At 41.7% G+C, this 22286-nt stretch carries 20 protein-coding genes and 2 pseudogenes; 7 read left to right on the top strand and 15 right to left on the bottom strand.

Annotation, left to right across the window (positions count from 1 at the left end):
• The first annotated feature begins 78 nt into the window (after nucleotides 1-78).
• The 4 genes from proV to proX (FH971_RS03090) all read left to right on the top strand — a co-directional run bounded on the left by proV (nucleotide 79) and on the right by proX (FH971_RS03090) (nucleotide 4597).
• Nucleotides 79-1305, top strand: coding sequence for a glycine betaine/L-proline ABC transporter ATP-binding protein ProV (proV, locus tag FH971_RS03105; protein ID WP_175405929.1), 1227 nt, complete (start codon nucleotides 79-81; stop codon nucleotides 1303-1305).
• A gap of 26 nt (nucleotides 1306-1331) precedes the next feature.
• Nucleotides 1332-2183 carry an ABC transporter permease gene (locus FH971_RS03100; RefSeq protein WP_137222991.1) on the top strand — a complete coding sequence of 284 codons (852 nt, stop codon included), beginning with the start codon at nucleotides 1332-1334 and terminating at the stop codon, nucleotides 2181-2183.
• Entirely contained in the window at nucleotides 2180-3214 is a 1035-nt protein-coding gene (gene proX / locus FH971_RS03095; RefSeq protein WP_137222993.1) for a glycine betaine/L-proline ABC transporter substrate-binding protein ProX, read from the top strand. Before FH971_RS03100 ends, proX (FH971_RS03095) begins: the two co-directional genes overlap by 4 nt.
• Nucleotides 3215-3562: 348 nt before the next feature.
• A complete protein-coding gene (proX, locus tag FH971_RS03090) occupies nucleotides 3563-4597 on the top strand; it encodes a glycine betaine/L-proline ABC transporter substrate-binding protein ProX (protein WP_140233309.1) in 1035 nt (344 codons plus the stop codon).
• A gap of 430 nt (nucleotides 4598-5027) precedes the next feature.
• Here the strand turns inward: proX (FH971_RS03090) and FH971_RS03085 are convergent, their stop codons facing one another.
• From FH971_RS03085 to FH971_RS03075, 3 genes and pseudogenes are all read right to left on the bottom strand, one after another.
• A complete protein-coding gene (locus FH971_RS03085; protein WP_140233308.1) occupies nucleotides 5028-6005 on the bottom strand; it encodes a transposase in 978 nt (325 codons plus the stop codon).
• An 86-nt stretch (nucleotides 6006-6091) separates the two neighbouring features.
• A pseudogene (locus FH971_RS03080) lies at nucleotides 6092-6280 on the bottom strand (transposase); the annotation flags it as partial.
• A 271-nt stretch (nucleotides 6281-6551) separates the two neighbouring features.
• Nucleotides 6552-7688 carry a DUF2971 domain-containing protein gene (locus FH971_RS03075; protein ID WP_167495974.1) on the bottom strand — a complete coding sequence of 379 codons (1137 nt, stop codon included), beginning with the start codon at nucleotides 7686-7688 and terminating at the stop codon, nucleotides 6552-6554.
• Nucleotides 7689-7939: 251 nt separating this feature from the next.
• On the opposite strand from FH971_RS03075, the pseudogene FH971_RS03070 reads away from it, so the two are divergent.
• Nucleotides 7940-8982 (top strand): annotated as a pseudogene (locus tag FH971_RS03070) (IS110-like element ISShfr7 family transposase).
• A gap of 494 nt (nucleotides 8983-9476) precedes the next feature.
• Here the strand turns inward: FH971_RS03070 and FH971_RS03065 are convergent.
• Complete coding sequence (locus FH971_RS03065; protein ID WP_167495973.1) at nucleotides 9477-10037, bottom strand: SMI1/KNR4 family protein; 561 nt, start codon at nucleotides 10035-10037, stop codon at nucleotides 9477-9479.
• 134 nt (nucleotides 10038-10171) lie between these two features.
• Nucleotides 10172-10351, bottom strand: a complete 180-nt coding sequence (locus tag FH971_RS03060) for a hypothetical protein (protein WP_119969152.1) — start codon at nucleotides 10349-10351, stop codon at nucleotides 10172-10174.
• Between the two features lie 200 nt (nucleotides 10352-10551).
• On the opposite strand from FH971_RS03060, the gene FH971_RS03055 reads away from it, so the two are divergent.
• A complete protein-coding gene (locus FH971_RS03055; RefSeq protein WP_140233305.1) occupies nucleotides 10552-11595 on the top strand; it encodes an IS110-like element ISShfr7 family transposase in 1044 nt (347 codons plus the stop codon).
• Nucleotides 11596-12101: 506 nt separating this feature from the next.
• Here the strand turns inward: FH971_RS03055 and FH971_RS03050 are convergent.
• From FH971_RS03050 to FH971_RS03040, 3 genes are all read right to left on the bottom strand, one after another.
• Nucleotides 12102-12539: a hypothetical protein gene (locus FH971_RS03050; protein WP_140233304.1), complete on the bottom strand. Its 438-nt coding sequence runs from the start codon at nucleotides 12537-12539 to the stop codon at nucleotides 12102-12104.
• Between the two features lie 343 nt (nucleotides 12540-12882).
• Nucleotides 12883-13992 (bottom strand): IS91 family transposase, encoded by a 1110-nt coding sequence (locus FH971_RS03045; protein WP_140233303.1) that lies wholly within the window; start codon nucleotides 13990-13992, stop codon nucleotides 12883-12885.
• A 4-nt stretch (nucleotides 13993-13996) separates the two neighbouring features.
• The gene (locus FH971_RS03040) at nucleotides 13997-14833 is read right to left on the bottom strand and encodes a tyrosine-type recombinase/integrase (protein WP_140233302.1); all 837 of its coding nucleotides are present in this window, start codon (nucleotides 14831-14833) and stop codon (nucleotides 13997-13999) included.
• 402 nt (nucleotides 14834-15235) lie between these two features.
• Between FH971_RS03040 and FH971_RS03035 the strand changes: the two genes are divergently transcribed.
• The gene (locus tag FH971_RS03035; RefSeq protein ID WP_140235505.1) at nucleotides 15236-16195 is read left to right on the top strand and encodes an integron integrase; all 960 of its coding nucleotides are present in this window, start codon (nucleotides 15236-15238) and stop codon (nucleotides 16193-16195) included.
• Nucleotides 16196-16309: 114 nt separating this feature from the next.
• Here FH971_RS03035 and FH971_RS03030 read toward each other — a convergent pair whose 3' ends face one another.
• The 7 genes from FH971_RS03030 to FH971_RS03000 form a co-directional block, all read right to left on the bottom strand.
• Entirely contained in the window at nucleotides 16310-17080 is a 771-nt protein-coding gene (locus FH971_RS03030; RefSeq protein ID WP_137223017.1) for an ABC transporter permease, read from the bottom strand.
• Nucleotides 17080-18015 carry an ABC transporter ATP-binding protein gene (locus FH971_RS03025; protein WP_137223019.1) on the bottom strand — a complete coding sequence of 312 codons (936 nt, stop codon included), beginning with the start codon at nucleotides 18013-18015 and terminating at the stop codon, nucleotides 17080-17082. Before FH971_RS03025 ends, FH971_RS03030 begins: the two co-directional genes overlap by 1 nt.
• Before the next feature lie 66 nt (nucleotides 18016-18081).
• Nucleotides 18082-18612 (bottom strand): hypoxanthine phosphoribosyltransferase, encoded by a 531-nt coding sequence (gene hpt, locus FH971_RS03020; RefSeq protein ID WP_137223021.1) that lies wholly within the window; start codon nucleotides 18610-18612, stop codon nucleotides 18082-18084.
• Between the two features lie 7 nt (nucleotides 18613-18619).
• Nucleotides 18620-19279: a flavin prenyltransferase UbiX gene (locus FH971_RS03015; RefSeq protein ID WP_137223023.1), complete on the bottom strand. Its 660-nt coding sequence runs from the start codon at nucleotides 19277-19279 to the stop codon at nucleotides 18620-18622.
• Between the two features lie 26 nt (nucleotides 19280-19305).
• Entirely contained in the window at nucleotides 19306-20745 is a 1440-nt protein-coding gene (gene mpl / locus FH971_RS03010; RefSeq protein ID WP_137223025.1) for a UDP-N-acetylmuramate:L-alanyl-gamma-D-glutamyl-meso-diaminopimelate ligase, read from the bottom strand.
• 98 nt (nucleotides 20746-20843) lie between these two features.
• A complete protein-coding gene (locus FH971_RS03005; RefSeq protein ID WP_140233301.1) occupies nucleotides 20844-21146 on the bottom strand; it encodes an AzlD domain-containing protein in 303 nt (100 codons plus the stop codon).
• Nucleotides 21143-21940 carry an AzlC family ABC transporter permease gene (locus FH971_RS03000; protein ID WP_140233300.1) on the bottom strand — a complete coding sequence of 266 codons (798 nt, stop codon included), beginning with the start codon at nucleotides 21938-21940 and terminating at the stop codon, nucleotides 21143-21145. The genes FH971_RS03005 and FH971_RS03000 overlap by 4 nt, the downstream gene beginning before the upstream one ends.
• Nucleotides 21941-22286: the final 346 nt, after the last annotated feature.

Genomic DNA, 22286 nt, shown 5'->3' with positions numbered 1-22286 from the left:
GAATTTATTCATGTGCTTTTTATGTAGCGATTAGTGCAAAAAAGCAAAACGACGTAAAAGAGCGTCATGGAAAATATTATGGAAAAAATAGTGATAAAAAACCTTTACAAGGTTTTTGGTTCAGACCCTCGTAAGGGGGTAAAATTACTTGAACAAGGGAAAAGCAAAGAAGAAATTTACGAACAGACAGGGCTTACAGTTGCAGTGCAAGGTGCCAGTTTTACAGTAAATAAAGGTGAAATTTTTGTCGTGATGGGTCTGTCTGGCTCAGGAAAATCAACTCTAGTAAGAATGCTAAACAGGCTCATTGAACCAACGTCTGGAGAGGTGTTAGTTGATGGTGAAAATATCCTCAAAATGAATAAGGATGAGCTGGTAAGGTTTCGCAGAAGTAAAACAAGTATGGTCTTTCAGTCCTTCGCTCTTATGCCTCACCAAACTGTGTTAGAAAATGCTGCATTTGGACTAGAGCTTGATGGTATGGATAAGAAACAGCGTGAAGAGCGAGCTCTAGACGCTTTAAAACAAGTCGGACTTGAAGGCTTAGAAAATGCATATCCCAAAGAGTTAAGTGGTGGTATGCAGCAGCGAGTTGGATTGGCGCGAGGCTTAGCGGTTGATCCTGATATCTTGCTCATGGATGAGGCATTTTCGGCGCTTGATCCTCTTATTAAGACAGAGATGCAGGACGAACTGCTTAAACTACAAGATCGTCATGAGCGCACCATCATTTTTATCTCCCATGATTTAGATGAAGCATTACGTATTGGTGACCGAATTGCCATTATGCAGGGCGGCCGAGTGATTCAGGTGGGGACGCCAGAAGAGATTCTGCAAAATCCCGCTGATGATTATGTACGAGCATTTTTCCGTGGTGTGGATCCAACTGGTGTTATCTCCGCAGGGGACATTGCCCGCGATACCCATCCAACGGTTGTTTGGCATACTAAAGCTGGTAGCCCACGAGCCACATTAGAAATGTTGAGTATTAAAGATCGCGAATTTGCATATGTACTCGACTCAGAACACCGGTTTTTAGGTGTTGTCTCTTCAGATTCCCTGCGTGACGCTATTGACCAAGGAAATGGTACCAGCAAACTTGAGCATGCTTTTCTTACAGAAGCAGAATCGGTTCAGGAAACCGATAGTCTTCAAGACATTTTACCTTTGGTAGCTTCTCATTCTTGGCCTATTCCAGTTGTAAACTCAGAAAATAGATATCGCGGAGTTGTTTCTAAAAATCTGTTTCTTCGTACCTTAAACCGTGCAGAGAAAGGGACTTATTTTGAGCAGTCAGCATCTTAGAATACTAGCTTCAGGAGTTTTATATTATGTTCAGTTTTGATGAAAGAGTTATTCCTTTAGATGCATGGATCACAAGTCTTGTTGACTGGTTGGTCGAAGGGTATCGATGGTTTTTCCAGATGATAAAATGGCCCGTAGACTTCATTTTATCTAGTGTGTCAGACGGACTTCTGGCAACTTCACCTCTTCTAGTTATTGCACTGTTTGGCGTCATTGCTTGGCGGGTGTCAGGTTTCAAACTTGCTGGTTTTACGCTTGCTTCGTTGATTCTCATCGGTCTGCTTGGTTTCTGGTCAGAAACCATGATAACCCTCGCCATGGTATTTTCATCTGTTGTGTTCTGCACCGTTGTTGGAGTGCCATTTGGTATATGGGCAGGACGCAGTGATCGTGTTAATAACATTCTACGACCCATTTTGGATGCGATGCAGACAACGCCAGCCTTTGTCTATTTGGTACCTATTGTGATGCTTTTTTCTATTGGCAACACAGCGGGTGTTCTTGCAACCATCATTTTTGCCCTGCCACCGTTGGTTAGATTAACCAGTCTAGGTATCAGGCAGGTACACCCAGAGTTAGTCGAGGCTGCGCTCGCCTTTGGGGCAACAAGCTCGCAGGTTTTACTTAAAGTTCAGATACCACTTGCTCTTCCGACCATCATGGCTGGCCTTAATCAGACCATCATGATGTCGCTCTCCATGGTGGTTATCGCCGCAATGATTGGCGCAGGAGGCCTCGGGGCACCTGTCGTTCTGGGCTTAAATACACTTGATATTGGTTTGGCCACGGTTGGCGGTCTTGCGATTGTTTTATTAGCAATCATTCTAGATAGAATCACCCAATCAATGGCAACTCCAAAAAATAAGGACGTAAAATGATACTTAAAAAAGTAATACTGGGTGCAGCTTTAGCTGCAATGACCATGACGGGGTCAGTAGCTCTTGCTGATACGCTCAAGCCAGGAGAAGGCATAACCGTTAAACCAGCTCGAGCGACATGGGACACCGGTTTTTTTCAGGAAGCGCTTGTACGACGAGGTCTTGAGACTCTGGGGTATGATGTTGAAAAGCCCAAAACTCTGGTCAATCCAATTTTTTACAAAACGGTCACTCTCGGTGATATTGATTATTGGACCAATGGTTGGTTTCCAATGCATAACGATCAACTACCGAAAAATTTTGATAAAAAAGCTGAAAAGATTGGTTATGTAATGAAAGCCGGTGGGCTGGGTGGCTATTTAGTGTCTAAAAAAGAGGCAGATAAATATAACATTACTTCCCTTGAAGATTTTAAACGCCCTGAGGTGAAAAAAGCCTTTGATACCAATGGTGATGGCAAGGCCGATCTGACTGCCTGCCCTCCAGGCTGGGGATGTGAAAAAATAATCACCCACCATATGGACGTATATGGTCTCAAAGATGCTATCAATCCGGTGAAAGCGGCATATGCAGCAGGAATGGCATCTGCGATGGCGGGTTATAAAAATGGTGGACCAATATTCTTCTATACCTGGGCACCAAATTGGACCATTTTTAAACTGAAGCCAGGCAAGGACGTTGTCTGGATTAACGTACCTGAAATCAATCCTACCAAAGCGCAAAGTTCAGCTGTTGAACGAATGACGATAAAGGGGCTTGAAGGCGCAGTTTCTGACCCAGTAAAACTTGGTTTTGTCGCTTCTGACATCCAGATCGTCGCCAACAAAAAATTCACCAAACAAAATCCGGCAGCAAGGAAATTTTTTGAAGTCTTTACCCTACCGCTTGCCGACGTCAACGAACAGAATACTCGGATGAACGATGGCGAAAAGAGTGAACAGGACATTCAACGCCACGTAGATGAGTGGATTGCCAAAAACCAAGATCAATGGAACGGTTGGCTGACTGAAGCACGCAATGCTGCTAAATAGTCTCAACCTGCAATAGCTTATTGGTAACCCGGAGCACACATACAGTGCTTACGGGTTATTTTTTATCCAAAACCCCAAGTATTTCGTAAAACGTATGGCACCGCTTTCAAAAAAGAGGACAAAGCTGATAATGATGTAGCCCTTTAAGAGGGAATGATGTTTTTAACGGAACAAGCCTAAGTTCTTATCATATTTTTAAAAATGCTCTCAAATTCAACATATTATTTAAAATATAACCTAAAAGAAAAATGAATGTGCTTATTTATGTCCAAAGGCAGAGATGTAATATTGGTAATTATTTTGAAGATAATGACCCAATCTATGGCAACAAAAAAATAAGGAACGAAAATGAGAATTAAGAAAGTAATAATGGGTGCAGCTTTCGCTGCAATGACCATGACAGGGTCAGCAGCTCTTGCCGATAATCACCAGCCAGGTGAAGGTGTAACAGTCAAACCTGCGCGGGCCACGTGGGATACGGGATTTTTTCAGGAAGCTCTGGTACGACGGGGCCTTGAAACACTTGGGTATGATGTAGAAAAACCTAAAGATCTGTCGAATCCGATCTTTTACAAAACAGTGACTCTCGGTGATGTTGATTACTGGACCAATGGCTGGTTTCCAAATCATGATGACCAGATGCCAAAAGGATTTTATGACAAAGGTGAGAAAGTTGGTTTTGTGGTTAAGGCCGGTGGCCTGCAAGGATATTTGGTGTCTAAAAAAGAGGCAGATAAATATAACATTACTTCCCTTGAAGATTTTAAACGCCCTGAGGTGAAAAAAGCCTTTGATACAAATGGTGATGGCAAGGCCGATCTGACTGCTTGCCCACCTGGCTGGGGATGTGAAAAAATAATCACCCACCATATGGACGTATATGGTCTCAAAGATGCTATCAATCCGGTGACTGCTTCATATGCAGCAGGAATGGCATCAGCGATGGCGGGTTATAAAAATGGTGGACCAATATTCTTTTATACCTGGGCACCAAACTGGACCATTTTCAAACTGAAGCCAGGCAAGGACGTTGTCTGGATCAACGTGCCTGAAATAAAGCCGACAAAGGCGCAAAGTTCTGCAATTGAACGGATGACAGTGAATGGAATTGAAGGCGCGGTTTCTGATCCGGTAAAGCTTGGTTTTGTCGTTTCAGACATCCAGATCGTCGCCAACAAAAAATTCACCAAGCAGAATCCGGCAGCCAGGAAGTTTTTTGAGGTATTTACATTGCCACTTAGTGATATCAACGAACAAAATACTCGGATGAACGAAGGTGAAAAGAGTGCCAAGGATATCCAAGGACACGTAGATGAGTGGATTACCAAAAATCAGGATAAATGGAACGGTTGGCTGACTGAAGCACGAAACGCGGCCAAATAGTCTCAACCTGCAATAGCTCATTGGTAACCCGGAGCACACATACAGTGCTTACGGGTTATTTTTTATCCAATACCCCAAGTGTTTAGTAAAATTTAATAACTTAAAATTTAATAAATAAAATTTAGCTACCCATTTTAATGATCAATTAACATCACTGCTTTTAATAAATAAAATTCAGCCACCCATTTTTAATAAAATTCAGCCACCCATTTTAACGATCAATTAACATCACTGCTTTTAGGTTTGATTGCGATAGCTTTCAGCACTATTTAAAATGTATAAACTAAATGGGAATCATCAACAAACTGAGCGTTATATGGAAAATGATGAACAATACGGTAGATTTAAAGCAGCACTCGCGGCTTGATTGATATCAAGCTTGAAAGGAGGTTAATGTTTTTGTGTGGATTCTAGTTATAGAGATTAAGCTTTAAGCGCATAACCAGCGCTGGCAGTTTGATGCACCTTGTCGTCGCTTTCGTTCTAGATGTTCGCAATATTCCGTTAATACAGGTAAAGACCCTACTGCACCTTTGAATAATGAACCAAACTCTGTGGTGATTTTTAGCCAGTTGTCAGCAGGAATATTTAATCTATTGAGAATATCTTGGCTAGTTGAGCTAATTGCACCGCGTTTATCTTCTCGAATAATTCGCCCGGTATCTTCCACCAGCACAATATAGTCTTTAACGCTGAACATCAGTCCATTGGGCATATCTAGCCGTTCATTACCAACAAAAGGCAATAATGCTGTTGGTTGCTCACCTTTTATCGCTGAGGTTATTCGCCGTTGAATACTGGTGTAGTCTGAGGTTTCTGGTGTCGTTGCCATTTTGGCACGAATAGGGTTTAAATCTACATAAGCCATACAACTCAGAACAGCGGCTTCGTCAAGTAACGCCTGGGATTTGAATCTTCCTTCCCAAAATCGGCCCGTACATTTATCTTCTTTATTGGCCATTCTGGCAATAGGCTCACATAAGGAACGCATAAACCAACTAATATCAACTAACCTTTGTCGGTATTGAGTCACACAGTCATTAACCGTTTTATGCTCAAACTCGTTTAAGTCTTCGTCTTTAACAAATTTATGAGTCAGCAATGTGCCTTTAAAACCTTTATGCCATTGGATCAGAATATCTTTATCTGACCAGCCTTTTGCTTTATCTGCATCAATCTTCAAAACAACATGTAAATGGTTACTCATCACCGCATAAGCACAAATATCAATGGCAAAAATGGTCGCCAACTCAAGAATGCGCGAATCTACCCACTCTCGCCGATGTTCAAAGTTCTCACCTGTCGAGTTATCTATTCCGCAAAGAAAAGCCTTACGCACAACACGGGAGCAGCAGTGATAGTAAGGCGTATCGTCTAAGCTAACGATAGTTTGTCTTGGTCTGGCCATCTTCAATTACCATTTTGAAAGGGTAAGTAAAGCGTAGTTTATTGTTTGTTATTTAGCCAACAATCATGGGTGGCCATGTTATTGTTACAAATGTCGATGGCAAAAATGGTCGCCAACTCAAGAATGCGCGAATCTACCCACTCTCGCCGATGTTCAAAGTTCTCACCTGTCGAGTTATCTATTCCGCAAAGAAAAGCCTTACGCACAACACGGGAGCAGCAGTGGTAGTAAGGCGTATCGTCTAAGCTAACGATAGTTTGTCTTGGTCTGGCCATCTTCAATTACCATTTTGAAAGGGTAAGTAAAGCGTAGTTTATTGTTTGTTATTTAGCCACTAATCTTGGGTGGCCATGTTATTATTTCTAACATGACTTACCTCCTTGATAGTGGGAAAATCCACTGAGGTAAGTGTGGTGCAAATGACGGGCTTTTGGGCTCCGCGCAGCGGCTTAGTTCAACGCCGCAATAAGCGGACTAAAACTGTGGGTTATAATGTGTAGCGAAGCGAAACCTAACCCACTGTTTTAGTTCCGTTTAATTGCCTTGTTAGCTTTGTTCTATAATACTTTTACCCAACTTACCCAAATACTCTTTTTGATCCAGATTTAAACGTTCGTATTCTGTTAGGGGGAGGAGTTTTGATGAAAAAAACTTTGAGACCATACCCACAGGAGCTACTTGACAAGAGTAGCTATCGTGCGACTCTAACGCCTGAAAAACAGCTAAGCTTGGCAGATCTTTTGCTAGTTCTAATAAATGAGCACAAGCCATTAAAACTCTTTCTTTTGAACTATCTGAAGTCTTAGGACCAAAGATAACTCCTTTTATATGGCAACTATTTACTTTTAAGCAACGATGCTCTGAAGGTAGCTCTTCATAGGTGGGGAATAGTAAGCGAACCTCTTGCTCATACTTCCAATCAGTAAACTTAACTAATCCAACTTTATTTACTTCCATTTGGTCAATCATACCCAGAAAGCTTTCAGGCACATCGTAATGAGCTTCTCTTTCGCTGAAACGAAATTTATGTATAAGTCTTTCAAAGGCGTTAACTTTGCAAGGTTGCCTAGAGTAAATAACGTCTTTTAACATCAAACTTTCATTATTATAACTACCTATCTCATGCCACCCTTCTTCTTTTTCTCTATAACCAGATAAGTTGGGCAATGTCGACTCAACGTCAACAAAACCATCAGAGCTTTCATATATAACGACAAAGCCAGTTTCGGCTGCCCCATAATGCCCCCACATTGTAGGGTTTATCGCATTTTTGGAGAAGGAACAAATGTGCTTATTTTCCACAAGTTCGCTCTCACTTAACCCTAACAAGTAACTCTCAGTATATTGTCTGATCTTCTTCTTTTCTTCTGGGCTAAAGTTTTCGCCTAGAACAGCTTCAAAACCATAATTAAAGAGCTGAACAGCATCATATACAGTCAGGTTTCTTTTCTTTATTTGGCTATAACCAGCGTCAAAAATAGGTTCAGCTAATTCAATCAGCTTGTATGCATCTTGAGGAGATTGATAAAGAGGGTATTTAGAGCTGACTTTACATAACACATAATCGACAAATCGAGTCCAAACCTCTTTTGGAGCATTAAATAGATATCTAGCTCTACACTCATGCCTATCATTTAACTCACTTGCAGAGGCAAAATAAACTTCACCACGTTTTAGCATCATTAAAGATAGAGGACTAACACTCTGATATTTGTATATGTACATCTGTAAACATCTCAACTTATATACATTTGAAAAAGCTAACGCCGCCAGCAACTGCTGGAAAATGTTGGCTGCTTATTTGCGGTATTTTGCAAAAAAGAGGACAACGTTTGAAGGTCAGATTGACTGGCCTTGATACTCATTGAGCCCCCTCCCTAGCAAGCCGCATCAGCGGTATGCTTAAGGTGACTAAACCAACAGGAGAAAGCTCAATGAGATTTTATAATAACTCACATCCATACTACTGTGGTATCGATTTACATGCACGCTTACTTTACGTTTGTATCATTGATTCTAAAGGGGAAGTTGTCATCCATAAAAAGATTGGTGCTGATAAAGATGACTTATTACTCATTCTAGAACCCTATATCGGCAATGTGATTGTCGGGGTTGAGTGCATGCATTGCTGGTATTGGGTGTCTGACTGGTGTGCTGAACTTGGGATTGATTTTATCTTAGGTCATCGCTTTATATGAAGGCGATTCACGGTGGTAAAACCAAAAATGATAAAGTCGATTCCTTTAAAATTGCCACACTACTGCGTGGTGGTAACTTTCCAATAGCTTATGATTATCCAAGTGAAATGCGCGCAGCACGTGACCTACTACGTCGTAGAATGAAGATTGTCCGTCACGGCGCTATGCTTAAAGGTCATGTGGTTAACACTAATAGCCAATACAATTTACCTGCAACTGAACTTAATCTTAAAAATATCTCTGCAAGACAAAAACTTCGCGAGCAATATCAAGACCCTATCGTGCAGCGCAACATTGATTTAGACATGGCATTACTTGATTGTTATGCAAAGGAACTCGCACAGGTTGAATGGTTCATCGAAAAACAAGCCAAAAACCATAACCCCGTCTATTTAGAACTACTTAAAACAGTACCTGGCATTGGTAAGATTTTATCGCTGACAATCCTCTATGAAATCGGTGATATCAGTCGATTTGAATCAGTACAAAAGTTTGCGTCATACTCTCGATTGGTCAAATGCAAAGCGGAGTCAGCCGGTAAAACCTACGGCACAAATGGCAATAAAATCGGTAATGCTCATTTGAAATGGGCATTCTCCGAAGCAGCGGTGCTTTACCTACGTGGTAATGACAAAGCACGTAACTACCTTAATCGATTACAAAAACGAATGAGTAAAGCAAAAGCGTTGTCTGCACTGGCACATAAGCTTGGCCGCTGCGTCTATTTCATGCTGAAGAACAAAACGGTGTTTGATGAACAACGATTCTTAAAAGGATAAGTCGCGCAATAAGGTGAGCTGAACGTCTAACTAGATACTCTTAAAAAGAGAAGCGAGCATGACCGTGAATGATGTGGCTAATGAAGCAATGACTTCTCACCATCATCACTATGCCAAATGCTATTTAAGCTACATCGCCTTGATTAGACACCTTATTGGCGCGCATTAATGAATACAATCAACAAAGTCGTTTACACCCTAAATGAGCCTGAAACTAACTGTGCAAAAAGCACCTCTGACTTGAATAGTGCCATCTTAGGGTTAACCGATAAATGTCTAGTGCCCCTGACATTTCAAAGGAATGAAAAGCGTCAGGCAGTGATAAGATCGCACTAAGAGAGCCTCTATATGTGTTTGCTGTAAACGATGATTTGACAGCTAAATGACAGACGAAGTAAATGAATTTGTTGATTGATTTTAATTTGACTGCAAAAGCAGTCAAATAAGTTAGGCGCGCCTATTGACTGGCGGAAGGCTCATATGTGTTAGGCGCTTTATTTTTTATAAATGATATTACCATTTAAATCATAAACCTCTTCGTATCGAAGAAGATTTGATATGAATTCATCAAAACTATTTGCAACGACTAAGCTATTTCCATCATCTGTTTCAGTAACTACAACTTTAGGCTCTACGTTTGATTCTCTGTAATCAAGAGCTAACCAAGTATGCCCATCACCTTCGAGTGGAATAAATTTATTTTGAAGTCCCCATTCTCGTCCTGAACTTATATTGTCATATATAGAGTTCTTATGGTTAGGGTCTATGCTTGCGAAGCGACCAATTTCATAGAACCCGTCATCGAAATAAAAATTCAACGATTCAATATCAGTCGAATTAAGCTTAATGACCTTAGTTGAGCGTGAACCAGAAACCTCTATATATTTTGAGGGTAGATTTAGTCCATATTTATTTTCAAAATAAACAAGTGATTCTTCAGGTGTATAGGTTCGATAGTTTTTAATCTCTCGAACATTCCCACACTCATTGCAAACAAAGTAAGCTGTCCCATCAATAAAATCAGGGCTTGAAATTTTATTTCCGCAACATATCAAAATCAGAATCTCCTAAGCACCTAACGCCCTGCTAATAAGTGAACCAAGTGCTGGTGGGCGATTTGCTCAGCAAATGGCGTGACAGCCTTGGTGAATCTGGATTTAGCAGCTTGTTAGTAGCTGACAGATTAACTTTAGGCGCCAGCCATCTTTACTAAAAACAAAATAAAACCACTAAAAAATAGTAAGCCAAGGATCACCATTATGGTTAATGTTTTAGATTCCGTCATTGATTTCAAGAGAGCAAATTTACTCAAAAGCCCAGTTCCAATGAGTGCTGCTTCAGCTAGATTTTCTTTAGTTTGTTTATTCATTTGAGATTCCTTTCTATGATGAACCTTTGACTACTAACGCCCTAATAACAGGCAAAAAATTGTTTGCTAAAATGTTGAGGGACGAAAACAGCAAACTGTTTTTTGTCCTTGTTTATTAGCTTGATACTCATTGAGCCCCCTCCCTAGCAAGCCGCATCAGCGGTATGCTTAAGGTGACTAAACCAACAGGAGAAAGCTCAATGAGATTTTATAATAACTCACATCCATACTACTGTGGTATCGATTTACATGCACGCTTACTTTACGTTTGTATCATTGATTCTAAAGGGGAAGTTGTCATCCATAAAAAGATTGGTGCTGATAAAGATGACTTATTACTCATTCTAGAACCCTATATCGGCAATGTGATTGTCGGGGTTGAGTGCATGCATTGCTGGTATTGGGTGTCTGACTGGTGTGCTGAACTTGGGATTGATTTTATCTTAGGTCATGCGCTTTATATGAAGGCGATTCACGGTGGTAAAACCAAAAATGATAAAGTCGATTCCTTTAAAATTGCCACACTACTGCGTGGTGGTAACTTTCCAATAGCTTATGATTATCCAAGTGAAATGCGCGCAGCACGTGACCTACTACGTCGTAGAATGAAGATTGTCCGTCACGGCGCTATGCTTAAAGGTCATGTGGTTAACACTAATAGCCAATACAATTTACCTGCAACTGAACTTAATCTTAAAAATATCTCTGCAAGACAAAAACTTCGCGAGCAATATCAAGACCCTATCGTGCAGCGCAACATTGATTTAGACATGGCATTACTTGATTGTTATGCAAAGGAACTCGCACAGGTTGAATGGTTCATCGAAAAACAAGCCAAAAACCATAACCCCGTCTATTTAGAACTACTTAAAACAGTACCTGGCATTGGTAAGATTTTATCGCTGACAATCCTCTATGAAATCGGTGATATCAGTCGATTTGAATCAGTACAAAAGTTTGCGTCATACTCTCGATTGGTCAAATGCAAAGCGGAGTCAGCCGGTAAAACCTACGGCACAAATGGCAATAAAATCGGTAATGCTCATTTGAAATGGGCATTCTCCGAAGCAGCGGTGCTTTACCTACGTGGTAATGACAAAGCACGTAACTACCTTAATCGATTACAAAAACGAATGAGTAAAGCAAAAGCGTTGTCTGCACTGGCACATAAGCTTGGCCGCTGCGTCTATTTCATGCTGAAGAACAAAACGGTGTTTGATGAACAACGATTCTTAAAAGGATAAGTCGCGCAATAAGGTGAGCTGAACGTCTAACTAGATACTCTTAAAAAGAGAAGCGAGCATGACCGTGAATGATGTGGCTAATGAAGCAATGACTTCTCACCATCATCACTATGCCAAATGCTATTTAAGCTACATCGCCTTGATTAGACACCTTATTGGCGCGCATTAATGAATACAATCAACAAAGTCGTTTACACCCTAAATGAGCCTGAAACTAACTGTGCAAAAAGCACCTCTGACTTGAATAGTGCCATCTTAGGGTTAACCGATAAATGTCTAGTGCCCCTGACATTTCAAAGGAATGAAAAGCGTCAGGCAGTGATAAGATCGCACTAAGAGAGCCTCTATATGTGTTTGCTGTAAACGATGATTTGACAGCTAAATGACAGACGAAGTAAATGAATTTGTTGATTGATTTTAATTTGACTGCAAAAGCAGTCAAATAAGTTAGGCGCGCCTATTGACTGGCGGAAGGCTCATATGTGTTATATTGCAACTACGCTAATTTAATTTGGTTTAATCTCTTTATTTTTGCATAAAAGATGGCAACCACCAACCGCTATTTTTTCAGGCGATTTAAAGCATATATTGATAGTGAGATCAGAGTTAAGAGTAAAGCTATGAGAATCATGATTCCAAAGCCTAAACTGATACTTATTTACACCATTAAGCTTTGCAACGATAAACACAAAACCAAATAGGTTTGCGTCAGCTGAGATAATTAAACCTTGTTCAGAGTATTCCCATGTATTTTTAATACGAAAAAACCAACCGAGAGTTATACACAAAACAACAAAAACAATATCGTTTAAATACGCGGGATAGTGATTGAGTTGATTTACTTCATACAACAGTTTTGAAAGTACAAAAACCATTGATACGAATATAACCATTCTCAATAATCGAATAGCGAAACTACTTCCTTTTGGTGGATAAAACTCCATGCCTACCTTTTGCAATATAACGTTTTAGTATTTATGCGTTGCGTTGTTTGCAAAGCATAAATCGCTTGTTGGACTTGGCCGATGCCACATCCAAATTAATCGGTATGATTTATGCTATAGGAATTTGCTTTTTAACGGTAGTGGTATTTTGTACAACCTTTCGGCTAATCGTCTGTTCTGATTACACCTTTTAGGGTGGATTTTGTTGGCTTTCATCTTTTTCCATTGCTCGATTATTGCCTTATTTACTGATTTCTCGATACCAAATCGTGTGCCATCGACCCACCTAATCTAAGATTAGCTGAGCCTGCTTTATTTGCTGACATCCCCCCACTTAATCTGACTAACCTGACAGCTTCAACTTTGCTTCACGCGCTAACATCGTTAGCAGTGGCACCAGTCCCATAAACATTAGCCGTCCATTGGCGCACTGCGGACAACACCAGTGGCCTAATGTATCAGTGATTGCTGATGGGATGTCTTTCGCTTTACTCCCCAGTTGCTCTCTAATTTTGGCGAGCCTTTTACGCCGACAGCTGTTGGCTAAAAAACCAAAATGCCTTATCCGCATCACCCCTTTAGGCAGTACATGTAATAAGTAACGCCTAATGAGTTCTTCAGGAGTCAGTTGCATGATTTTACGCTGGTTATCGACATAGTCGGTGTAGCTGATATCAATACGATCTTTGGTGACCGCCTTAAGCCGTGATTCATGTAGCATGCCTTTTCGGGTGTAACGCCCGAGATAAGCCACTACGGTTTCAGCTTTATAAAGACACGCTTTACTGTATACGCACCACGCCTTATTGATGAGGTTATTGGCCTCGGGAATGGTCAGTTCACGCTGGCGCAGAGCAGCCAACATCTTAGCTTTGAACACGGTTGAGACCGCCTTAACAGGAAATAAATAGTCTGATTTAACGCTGCGCCACAGACCTTGCTCAGTGACCACTCCGCCTGGGATTAAACAGTGTAAGTGGATATGCTGGGTTAGGGTTTGCCCCCATGTATGCAGCACGGCAGTGCACCCCAGCTGACCTTGTAAATGCTTACGGGTCATACCAAATTGGCTTAAGGTTTGCCACACAGCCTCAAACAATGCGCTATACACAAGCTTAGCTTGCTCATCGGTTTGGGTAAGCGAGTTGAGCTCATGGGGCAAGGTAAACACCAAATGAAAATAGCGACAATGCAGTACTTGTTGCTGCTGCTTCTCTATCCATGCTTGGGTTTGTTTACCTTGGCAGCGTGGACAATGTCTGTCTCGGCATGAGCAGAACACGCTTTGCTGATAGTGACATTGATTACATTGCCACTGCTGTTGACCAAGTGCGGCGGTGCGGCAAGCCAAAATACGCTGACACACCAAACGCTGTTGCTGACTCAGTCGATGATGTTGCTGGTAGTGACCATAGTGGGTTTGCAATATGTCACTCAAGTGATAATGCGCCATCTCATCACCCCAAGTCAGCGAGTAAATCGCCCCCTTTATGCCCAAGCTCTGGCGACCAGTGCAGATATCGCTCTGTGGTTTTAATGCTTTTGTGACCTAGTTGATGTTGGAGTTGATTCAGTAACATGCCAGCGGCCAATTGATGTGTCGCATAGGCATGGCGCAAGCTGTGCGGGCTGCAAGGTTTGGTGATCCCTGCGGCTAACGCCGCTTTCTTTAGGGTTTTACGCACGGTTGACACATCTAACGGGTAGGTGTTGCCATGGGAATGCACACCAAACAGCCACGTTTGCGGATGATACTTAAGCCAGTAATGGCGCAATAAATTAAGCAGTGAGGGAGAGATGATAACTAAACGGTCTTTAGCACCTTTGCCCTGACACACTTTGAGTAACTGCCGCTGACCATCAATATCACTGACTTTAATGTTCACCAACTCACTGACCCGTAATCCACAGCCATAGCACAGCGCTATCATGGCGTGATATTTCTGATTGGGGCAGTGCTGCAATAACTGACCAATATCTTGCTTACTGAGCACTTGTGGCAGTTTTTGGCTAGGGCGAGGCAAACACACGTCAATCCTAAATTGACGCTTTAAAATGTGTTCAAAGTAAAAGTGAATACCATTCAGCTGAAGCTGAATGGACGCTCTTGATAATTGCCTTTCAAGGTTTAAATGGCGGAAATAATCACTTAATTGCGGCTCGGTAATGGTATCAGCCGATTGGTTATAGTGCTCTGCCAGTTTCGTAATGGCATAGAGATAAGCTTTACGGGTTCGCTCAGAGTAGCGTCTAAGCGTAATTTCATCATGGAATAATTGAGTTTGTACTAACATGACTTACCTCCTTGATAGTGGGAAAATCCACTGAGGTAAGTGTGGTGCAAATGACGGGCTTTTGGGCTCCGCGCAGCGGCTTAGTTCAACAGCTTATTGAACGGCTCGCCCAATAAAGCCGACCGTTTAAGTTATTGATTTATATCATCCTACATTTACTATCTCATTGATGTAAAGCAATTTAATGACTCTTAACCTCCGATATAAAACTTCGATTGCGCGTTAAAAGTGTCGAAATTAAATGCTAAAAAAATTAATTAAATAATATCAATAGATTAGGTTTTATCTGTTTATTCATATCTAGCACTTTAGATTGCTTTTTGTACACGTTTTATTGTAATTCATTCAAAACCCATTATAACTGTATGAATGTACAGTGCAGGTAACATAAAGGGGGAAGTGATGGCGGGATCGGGATATATAGAAGCAATTCGACAACAAATTCGAGTGAGGCATTACAGTTACCAAACTGAAAAATCATACCTTTATTGGAACCGTTATTTTATAAGATATTTTAAGTTTACTGCTGCAAAACATATTTTACCTACACACATTGAACAGTTTTTATGTTTTTTAGCAAACGAACGGCGTGTTTCCAGTAGTACACAACAGCAAGCCCTTTGCGCCCTTGTTTTTGCGTTTAAACATGTACTAGCCATAGATACCGACAATTTGCAGTTCCCGTATGCAAAAACACCAACTCGAATTCCGCAGGTTTTAAATGATGTTGAGGCCAAACAGGTCATTGATAATTTACATGGTAAATACCAACTGATTGGCTGTTTATTATATGGCGCGGGGTTAAGATTAACTGAAGCTTTAAGTATTAGACTTAAGGATATCGATTTTGAAAATCGCACACTTTTTGTATTTAGAGGTAAAGGTAAAAAAGATAGAGTTTGTATTTTACCTAAAATGACCATTGACCCCATACAGCAGCAGATGCAACATGTGCGAGAGACTCATGCTCACGACTTGTCTCAGGGATTAGGGATGGCTTCTTTGCCTCCTAGCTTACTCAAAAAGTTTGGCACAAGCGCCAAACAATTACATTGGCAATATCTTTTTCCTTCGATTCACTGTGTGTCACATCCTGTTAATGACTATAGATGCAGACATCATATTGACCCTACAACATTTAGAAAGGCATTAAAAAAAGCTGTTCAGAAAACGACTATCACTAAACGCATTACCGCTCATACTTTTAGGCATTCCTTTGCAACAAACTTACTGAGACGTGGTCACGATATAAGAACCGTGCAGGAATTACTCGGCCATAATGATGTAAAAACAACCCAGATTTATACGCATGTTGCAGGTTTGCACCAAACAGGCGTACAAAGCCCAATGGATTACAGTTAGCAATAATAATTACTTAGTCCGAGATCAAACCTATTGAGTAAATCCCTGTTAAATTTCACCCACAAAAAAGACTCTTGCGAGCCCTTTCTAAATTCATTATGTGCTTGTTACGTATTAGCTTCGCAACCCAATCCCACGCGATATCAAATAGTACGCCAGTGTCCATAAGCTGACACAAAACCCAATCATTATTGCTATCGATAACGGTACGCTGAGGTCAGCAAATCCTAGAAAACCATAGCGGAATACGTTGATCATATACACCACTGGGTTTAAGGATGACACGCCTTGCCAGAAAGGTGGTAATAACGATAACGAGTAAAATACTCCACCTAAGTAGGTGAGTGGTGTGAGAATAAAGGTCGGAATAATACTGATGTCGTCAAAGCTTTTGGCAAACACAGCATTAATTAACCCGCCCAATGCAAATAACACTGAGGTTAAAAACATGGTTAACACCACCAAACCTGCATGATGCAGATTGATATTAACAAAGAACATTGCCACCAAAGTAACAATAAGGCCAACGCATAAACCACGCGCGACGCCACCACCGACGTAACCGGCTATCATCACGTAGTGTGGCACTGGGGCAACCATGATTTCTTCAATGTTACGCTGAAACTTGGCGCTGTAAAATGATGACGCCACATTAGAGTATGAGCTGGTTATCACCGACATCATGATTAAACCTGGGGCAATAAACTCCATGTAGCTTACGCCGCCCATTTCACCGATGCGACTGCCGACTAAGTTACCAAAAATTAAAAAGTACAACGTCATGGTAATGGCTGGCGGTACTAGCGTTTGAATCCAAATACGGGTGAAGCGATTAATTTCTTTGGTTAGAATACTTTTAAAAGCCACAAAATACAGACTGTTCATTATTTCGACTCCTTGGCTTTTTCTACTAACTCTACAAACAATTCTTCTAAACGGTTGGCTTTATTGCGCATCGACAACACTTCGATATTGGCTGCTGTTAACTGAGTAAATAATTCATTAATGTTATTCGATTTGGCCACATCGACTTCTAAGGTATGTGCATCAGTTAAGCGGCAATTCATGTTAGTTAATTGCGGTGCAACGTCGAGGTCATTGCGTAAATCGAAAACAAAGGTTTCAACATCTAACTTACTTAGCAATGCCTTCATAGTGGTGCATTCCACCAGCAAACCATTATCGATAATACCAATGGTACGACACAACATTTCGGCTTCTTCAAGGTAGTGAGTGGTTAAAATAATGGTCACACCTTGTTTGTTGATTTGTTTTAAAAACTCCCACATTGAGCGACGCAACTCAATGTCCACACCCGCGGTTGGTTCATCTAAAATCAACAACTTAGGTTCATGCATTAGCGCGCGGGCAATCATTAAACGGCGTTTCATACCGCCAGACAGTTCACGGGCTTGCGCATGACGCTTTTGCCATAAATCAAGTTGTGTGAGGTACTTTTCAGCGCGCACTAATGCAACTGCTTTTGGCACCCCATAGTAACCCGCTTGATTAACCACAATTTGTTGTACGGTTTCAAATTGATTAAAGTTGAACTCTTGCGGCACTAACCCAATACATAACTTGGCATGTTCGAGTTGCTTATCAATATCAAAACCAAAAACTGATACCGTACCTGATGTTTTTTGCACTAACGAACTGATAATGCCAATAGTGGTCGATTTACCCGCGCCATTAGGACCAAGTAATGCGAAAAAGTCACCTTGCTTTACCGTTAAGCTAATCGACTTAACGGCTTGTACGCCACCTTTGTAGGTTTTTTTTAGGTTTTCGATCACCAATGCGTTGGCGTTATCGGCCATATTGACATCCTCAACTTACAATGAAAAAACTCCCATGATGATGAGAGTTGATAAAAGAGTTCTAACTTAATCTATCGGTACAACTTTAGCGATGTAAGGCAAGTTGCGATATTGCTCTGCGTAGTCAATACCGTAACCGACAATAAATTCGTCTGGAATAGTAATACCAATAAAGTCTACCGGTACGTCTACTTCGCGGCGCTCTGGTTTATCCAATAAAGTGCAAAGCGCTAGGCTTTTGGGTTCGCGCAGTAACAACATTTCGCGCACTTTATTTAAGGTGTTACCTGAGTCGATTAAGTCTTCGACAATTAATACGTCACGGCCGGCAATGTCTGACTGCACGTCTTTAAGCACTTTGACGTCGCGTGAGGTTTTCATGGTATTACCGTAACTCGAAACAGACATAAAATCGATTTCGACATGGCCTTTAATACGACGACACAGATCGGCCATAAACACGACCGAACCTTTTAATAGGCCAACCATTAATAAGCGTTCACTGTCGGCGTAATGGGCATTAATACGCTCAGCTAACTGGTCTAGGGTTTTATTGATTTCTTGTTCAGAAATCATCATTTCAATGGTGTGCTTCATAAATCTCTCAATTGTCGTTGTCGTGTGACTGAGTATGTCCGTATCCCCAGCGACTCGTTAAGTCGTGTTCAATGCCCAAATGATCAAGTATTCGGGAAACCATGAAGTTTACCAGATCTTCTACCGATTGGGGATTATGATAAAAGCCTGGTGCCGCTGGCATGATGGTCGCACCGTTTCGCGTTAGGCTTAACATATGCTCTAAGTGTATGGCGCTAAACGGAGTTTCACGCGGAACAAGAATCAATTGCCCACGTTCTTTTAATACTACGTCTGCTGCTCTTTCGAGCAAATGATTACTCATACCCGTTGCCACAGCGGCTAATGTGCCTGTTGAACACGGGCAAATGACCATTTGCTTCGGCGCTGCGCTGCCAGATGCTGGTGGCGAAAACCATTCATCTTTACCTAAAACAACTAACTCACCTTTTAACGGTTCATCAGGATTATCAAATTGTTCAAGTAATTGTGCCTTGGCTTTGCCTGGATTAGCGCTTAATTGCAATCCATGCTCAGTGGCTAACACCACTCGAGCGGCACTGGATATCATTAAAAATACTTGGTAATCGGCCGCTAACAAACACTCAAGCAACTTAATACCATACGGCGCGCCCGATGCGCCTGTCCAGGCTAGGCTAATTGCTTTGGCTTTTTTGGCGTAGGCCATGTTGTCCCCTCTGTTCGCTAAAGCAGTTAAGCTAAAGCCTTTATCAATTTTTGGTGAATGCCGTTAAAACCACCATTACTCATAATGACCACGGTATCGCCTTGCTGTGCTGTATTAGCAACAGCAGTAATAATGTCTTCAATGTTGTTGTACACAGTCACTGGGATCGGCGCATTGGCCATACTGGCACTAATGTCCCAGCCAATATTATCAGCCTGATACAAATAACCCACATCCGCTAACGCCATCGAATTGGCTAAGGTGTCTTTGTGCACGCCGCTTTTCATGGTATTTGACCGCGGCTCTAATACCACGATAATTTTTCCGCTGGCATGATTGCCTAAGCCCACTTTGGCGCGTAGCCCTTGTAAGGTAGTGGCAATGGCCGTTGGATGATGAGCAAAATCGTCGTACACAGCAACACCGTTGACGGTATCAAGCAGTTCTAAACGACGCTTTGGTGGACTAAATTGAGTTAACGCTTCAATGGCATGATTAGGCGCTACGCCTACATGACGAGCTGCCGCTATGGCCATAATGGCATTTTCAATATTGTGTTGACCAATTAACGCCCAGTTTACTATCCCTTGCGATTCACCTTTAAACAGTACTTCAAACTCATGGCCATCGTCGGCAATCATACGCGACTGCCAAGCGTTGGGTTCACCTTGGTTGGCAGAAACATTAACTGAAGGCTTGGCTGAATCGGTCATTAAGCTTGTGGCTTTAGAATAAATTTCTTGTTCGCTCCAACAACCCATTTCAATGACTTGCTGTACGGCTTCAACGTCGCTTGGCCAAATTACCTTACCCTCGCCTGGCACTGTACGAATAACATGATTGAATTGGCGTTGGATTGCCGCGAGATCGGCAAAAATATCGGCATGATCAAACTCAAGATTATTGATCACTAGAGTACGAGGATGATAATGGACAAACTTAGAACGTTTATCAAAAAAGGCACTGTCGTATTCATCGGCCTCTACGACAAAAAATGCTGAGTTACCTAGGCGGGCTGACACCCCAAAGTTTTGCGGCACACCACCAATTAAAAAACCTGGCTCGTAACCACAGTATTCTAAAACCCACGCTAGCATGCTGGAAGTAGAGGTTTTACCATGAGTACCTGCCACAGCTAATACCCAACGGTCTTGCAAAATATGTTCAGACAAAAATTGCGGCCCAGAAGTGTATTTCATACCGCGGTTTAATACCGCTTCTACGCACGGGTTACCACGACTCATGGCATTACCAATAACCACTAAGTCTGGTTGATTGTCGCCTTCTTTACCTAACTGACTAGGGTCAAAACCTTGGATTAGCTCAATACCTTGCTGCTCAAGCTGGGTGCTCATCGGCGGGTAAACATTGGCATCGCTGCCAGTCACTTTGTGGCCCATCGCGCGGGCAAGTAGGGCTAAACCACCCATAAAAGTGCCACAAATGCCTAAAATGTGTACGTGCATACTCAACTCTAATTCGTCCGTAATATGGCGGTTATTCTAATCTATTGTGTAGCAGAATGTCAGTTAACAATGATTGAAATTTATCTAGGCGTATCTTGTTAATACAAAATAAAAAACAGTCCCATACTGAGCACAGTTGTTAGCAAGGTATTACGAGTAACATAAGCCAATATTGTCGCCACCAGCGCACAGGTTAAATACGGGTTATGTATGCTAATGGCCAATTGGCCTTCAGGCACAAATACGATTGGCGCTAATATGGCGGTTAATACCGCTGGTGCTGAATAACTTAAAAACGTTAAGGTGTTCTTACTTAAGCGGATTGGCAACTTAGGTTCTAACAACAAATGACGACTGACAAATACCACTGCTGCCATTGATAAAATAATCAGCCAGGTCATGCGTTATCTTCCTTTTTAACGGTTACAGTAGCTTGAGTTGAATCGGCATCGGTTGCCACGACACTGCCCTCATTGGTTAGTTTGGCGTAAAGCATTCCAGCTGCCATACCCGATATTGCCGCAATTAGCAGCCCTGCTTGGATTGCAAATACCGCGCACACCACCGCTAACATAAGCGACACTAATACACAGACTAGAATCGATGGCTTTTTTACGGTTGGCACAACTAAGGCAATAAAGGTGGCGGCGATGGCAAAGTCGAGCCCGAGTTCACCTAAATTGTCGATAGACTGCCCTGCGACAATGCCAAGCAAGGTGGCAATATTCCAACCGAAATAAAAAGTTAACCCACCGCCCAAAGCGTACCAGCGATCAAACTGATGTTGAGCTGGCGTATCGCCTTTATGGGTTTGATTGGCAATAGCAAAGAGTTCGTCGGTGAGTAAAAAACCCAGCCCTAAACGCCATTTAAGCGGTAACGGACTGATATGGGTGCGCATTGCCATGGCATACAGTAAATGCCGAGAGGTGATCAATAAGGTGGTGATTAAAATACTGCCAATACCAATACCGGCTTTTATCATCCCTAGGGCAACTAATTGCGCACTGCCCGCAAAGATAATCGCCGACATCGCTTGGCTTTCAACGGGAGTAAGACCTACCTCTAATGCAAACGATCCCGCTAGAATGCCCCAAGGGATCACAGCAATAGTCAACGGCATAACCGCTATTGCGCCAGCTAAGAATGATTTGGTTTTTGTAGTGGTTATAGAAGTTAACTCTGCGGGGTCCACGCTATATCCTTATTTACTGATATCGTCATTTTCCCAGTACATCGCAATGGGAAACAAGAAAATTAGCTTAACGTGAATAAGTTAATAAAGCCCCTGAAAAATGATCATCCATGTTACTAGAGCCTGTTGAACTTTGCTGGTTAAATTTTGTTCGAGATAAAAACGTTTAATCGAGGCGAGAGGATTGCTGCCTAGCAATCTAAGCACCACTTGCTTAATAAAGAATCGCTCAACAAAGAGTAAACCGTTTTTAGCAGTAACTCATGATTCGATTGAATATACAAATATAACCATTATTCACAGGTTCTAAACAAAGCGTTTTGTGGATTAGTTAAGGAGTTGAATG

This window comes from Shewanella polaris, from assembly GCF_006385555.1.
Lineage (GTDB): Bacteria > Pseudomonadota > Gammaproteobacteria > Enterobacterales > Shewanellaceae > Shewanella > Shewanella polaris.
The sequence above is the reverse complement of the archived record's forward strand: the minus strand, read 5'-3'. Positions and strand labels throughout refer to the sequence as shown.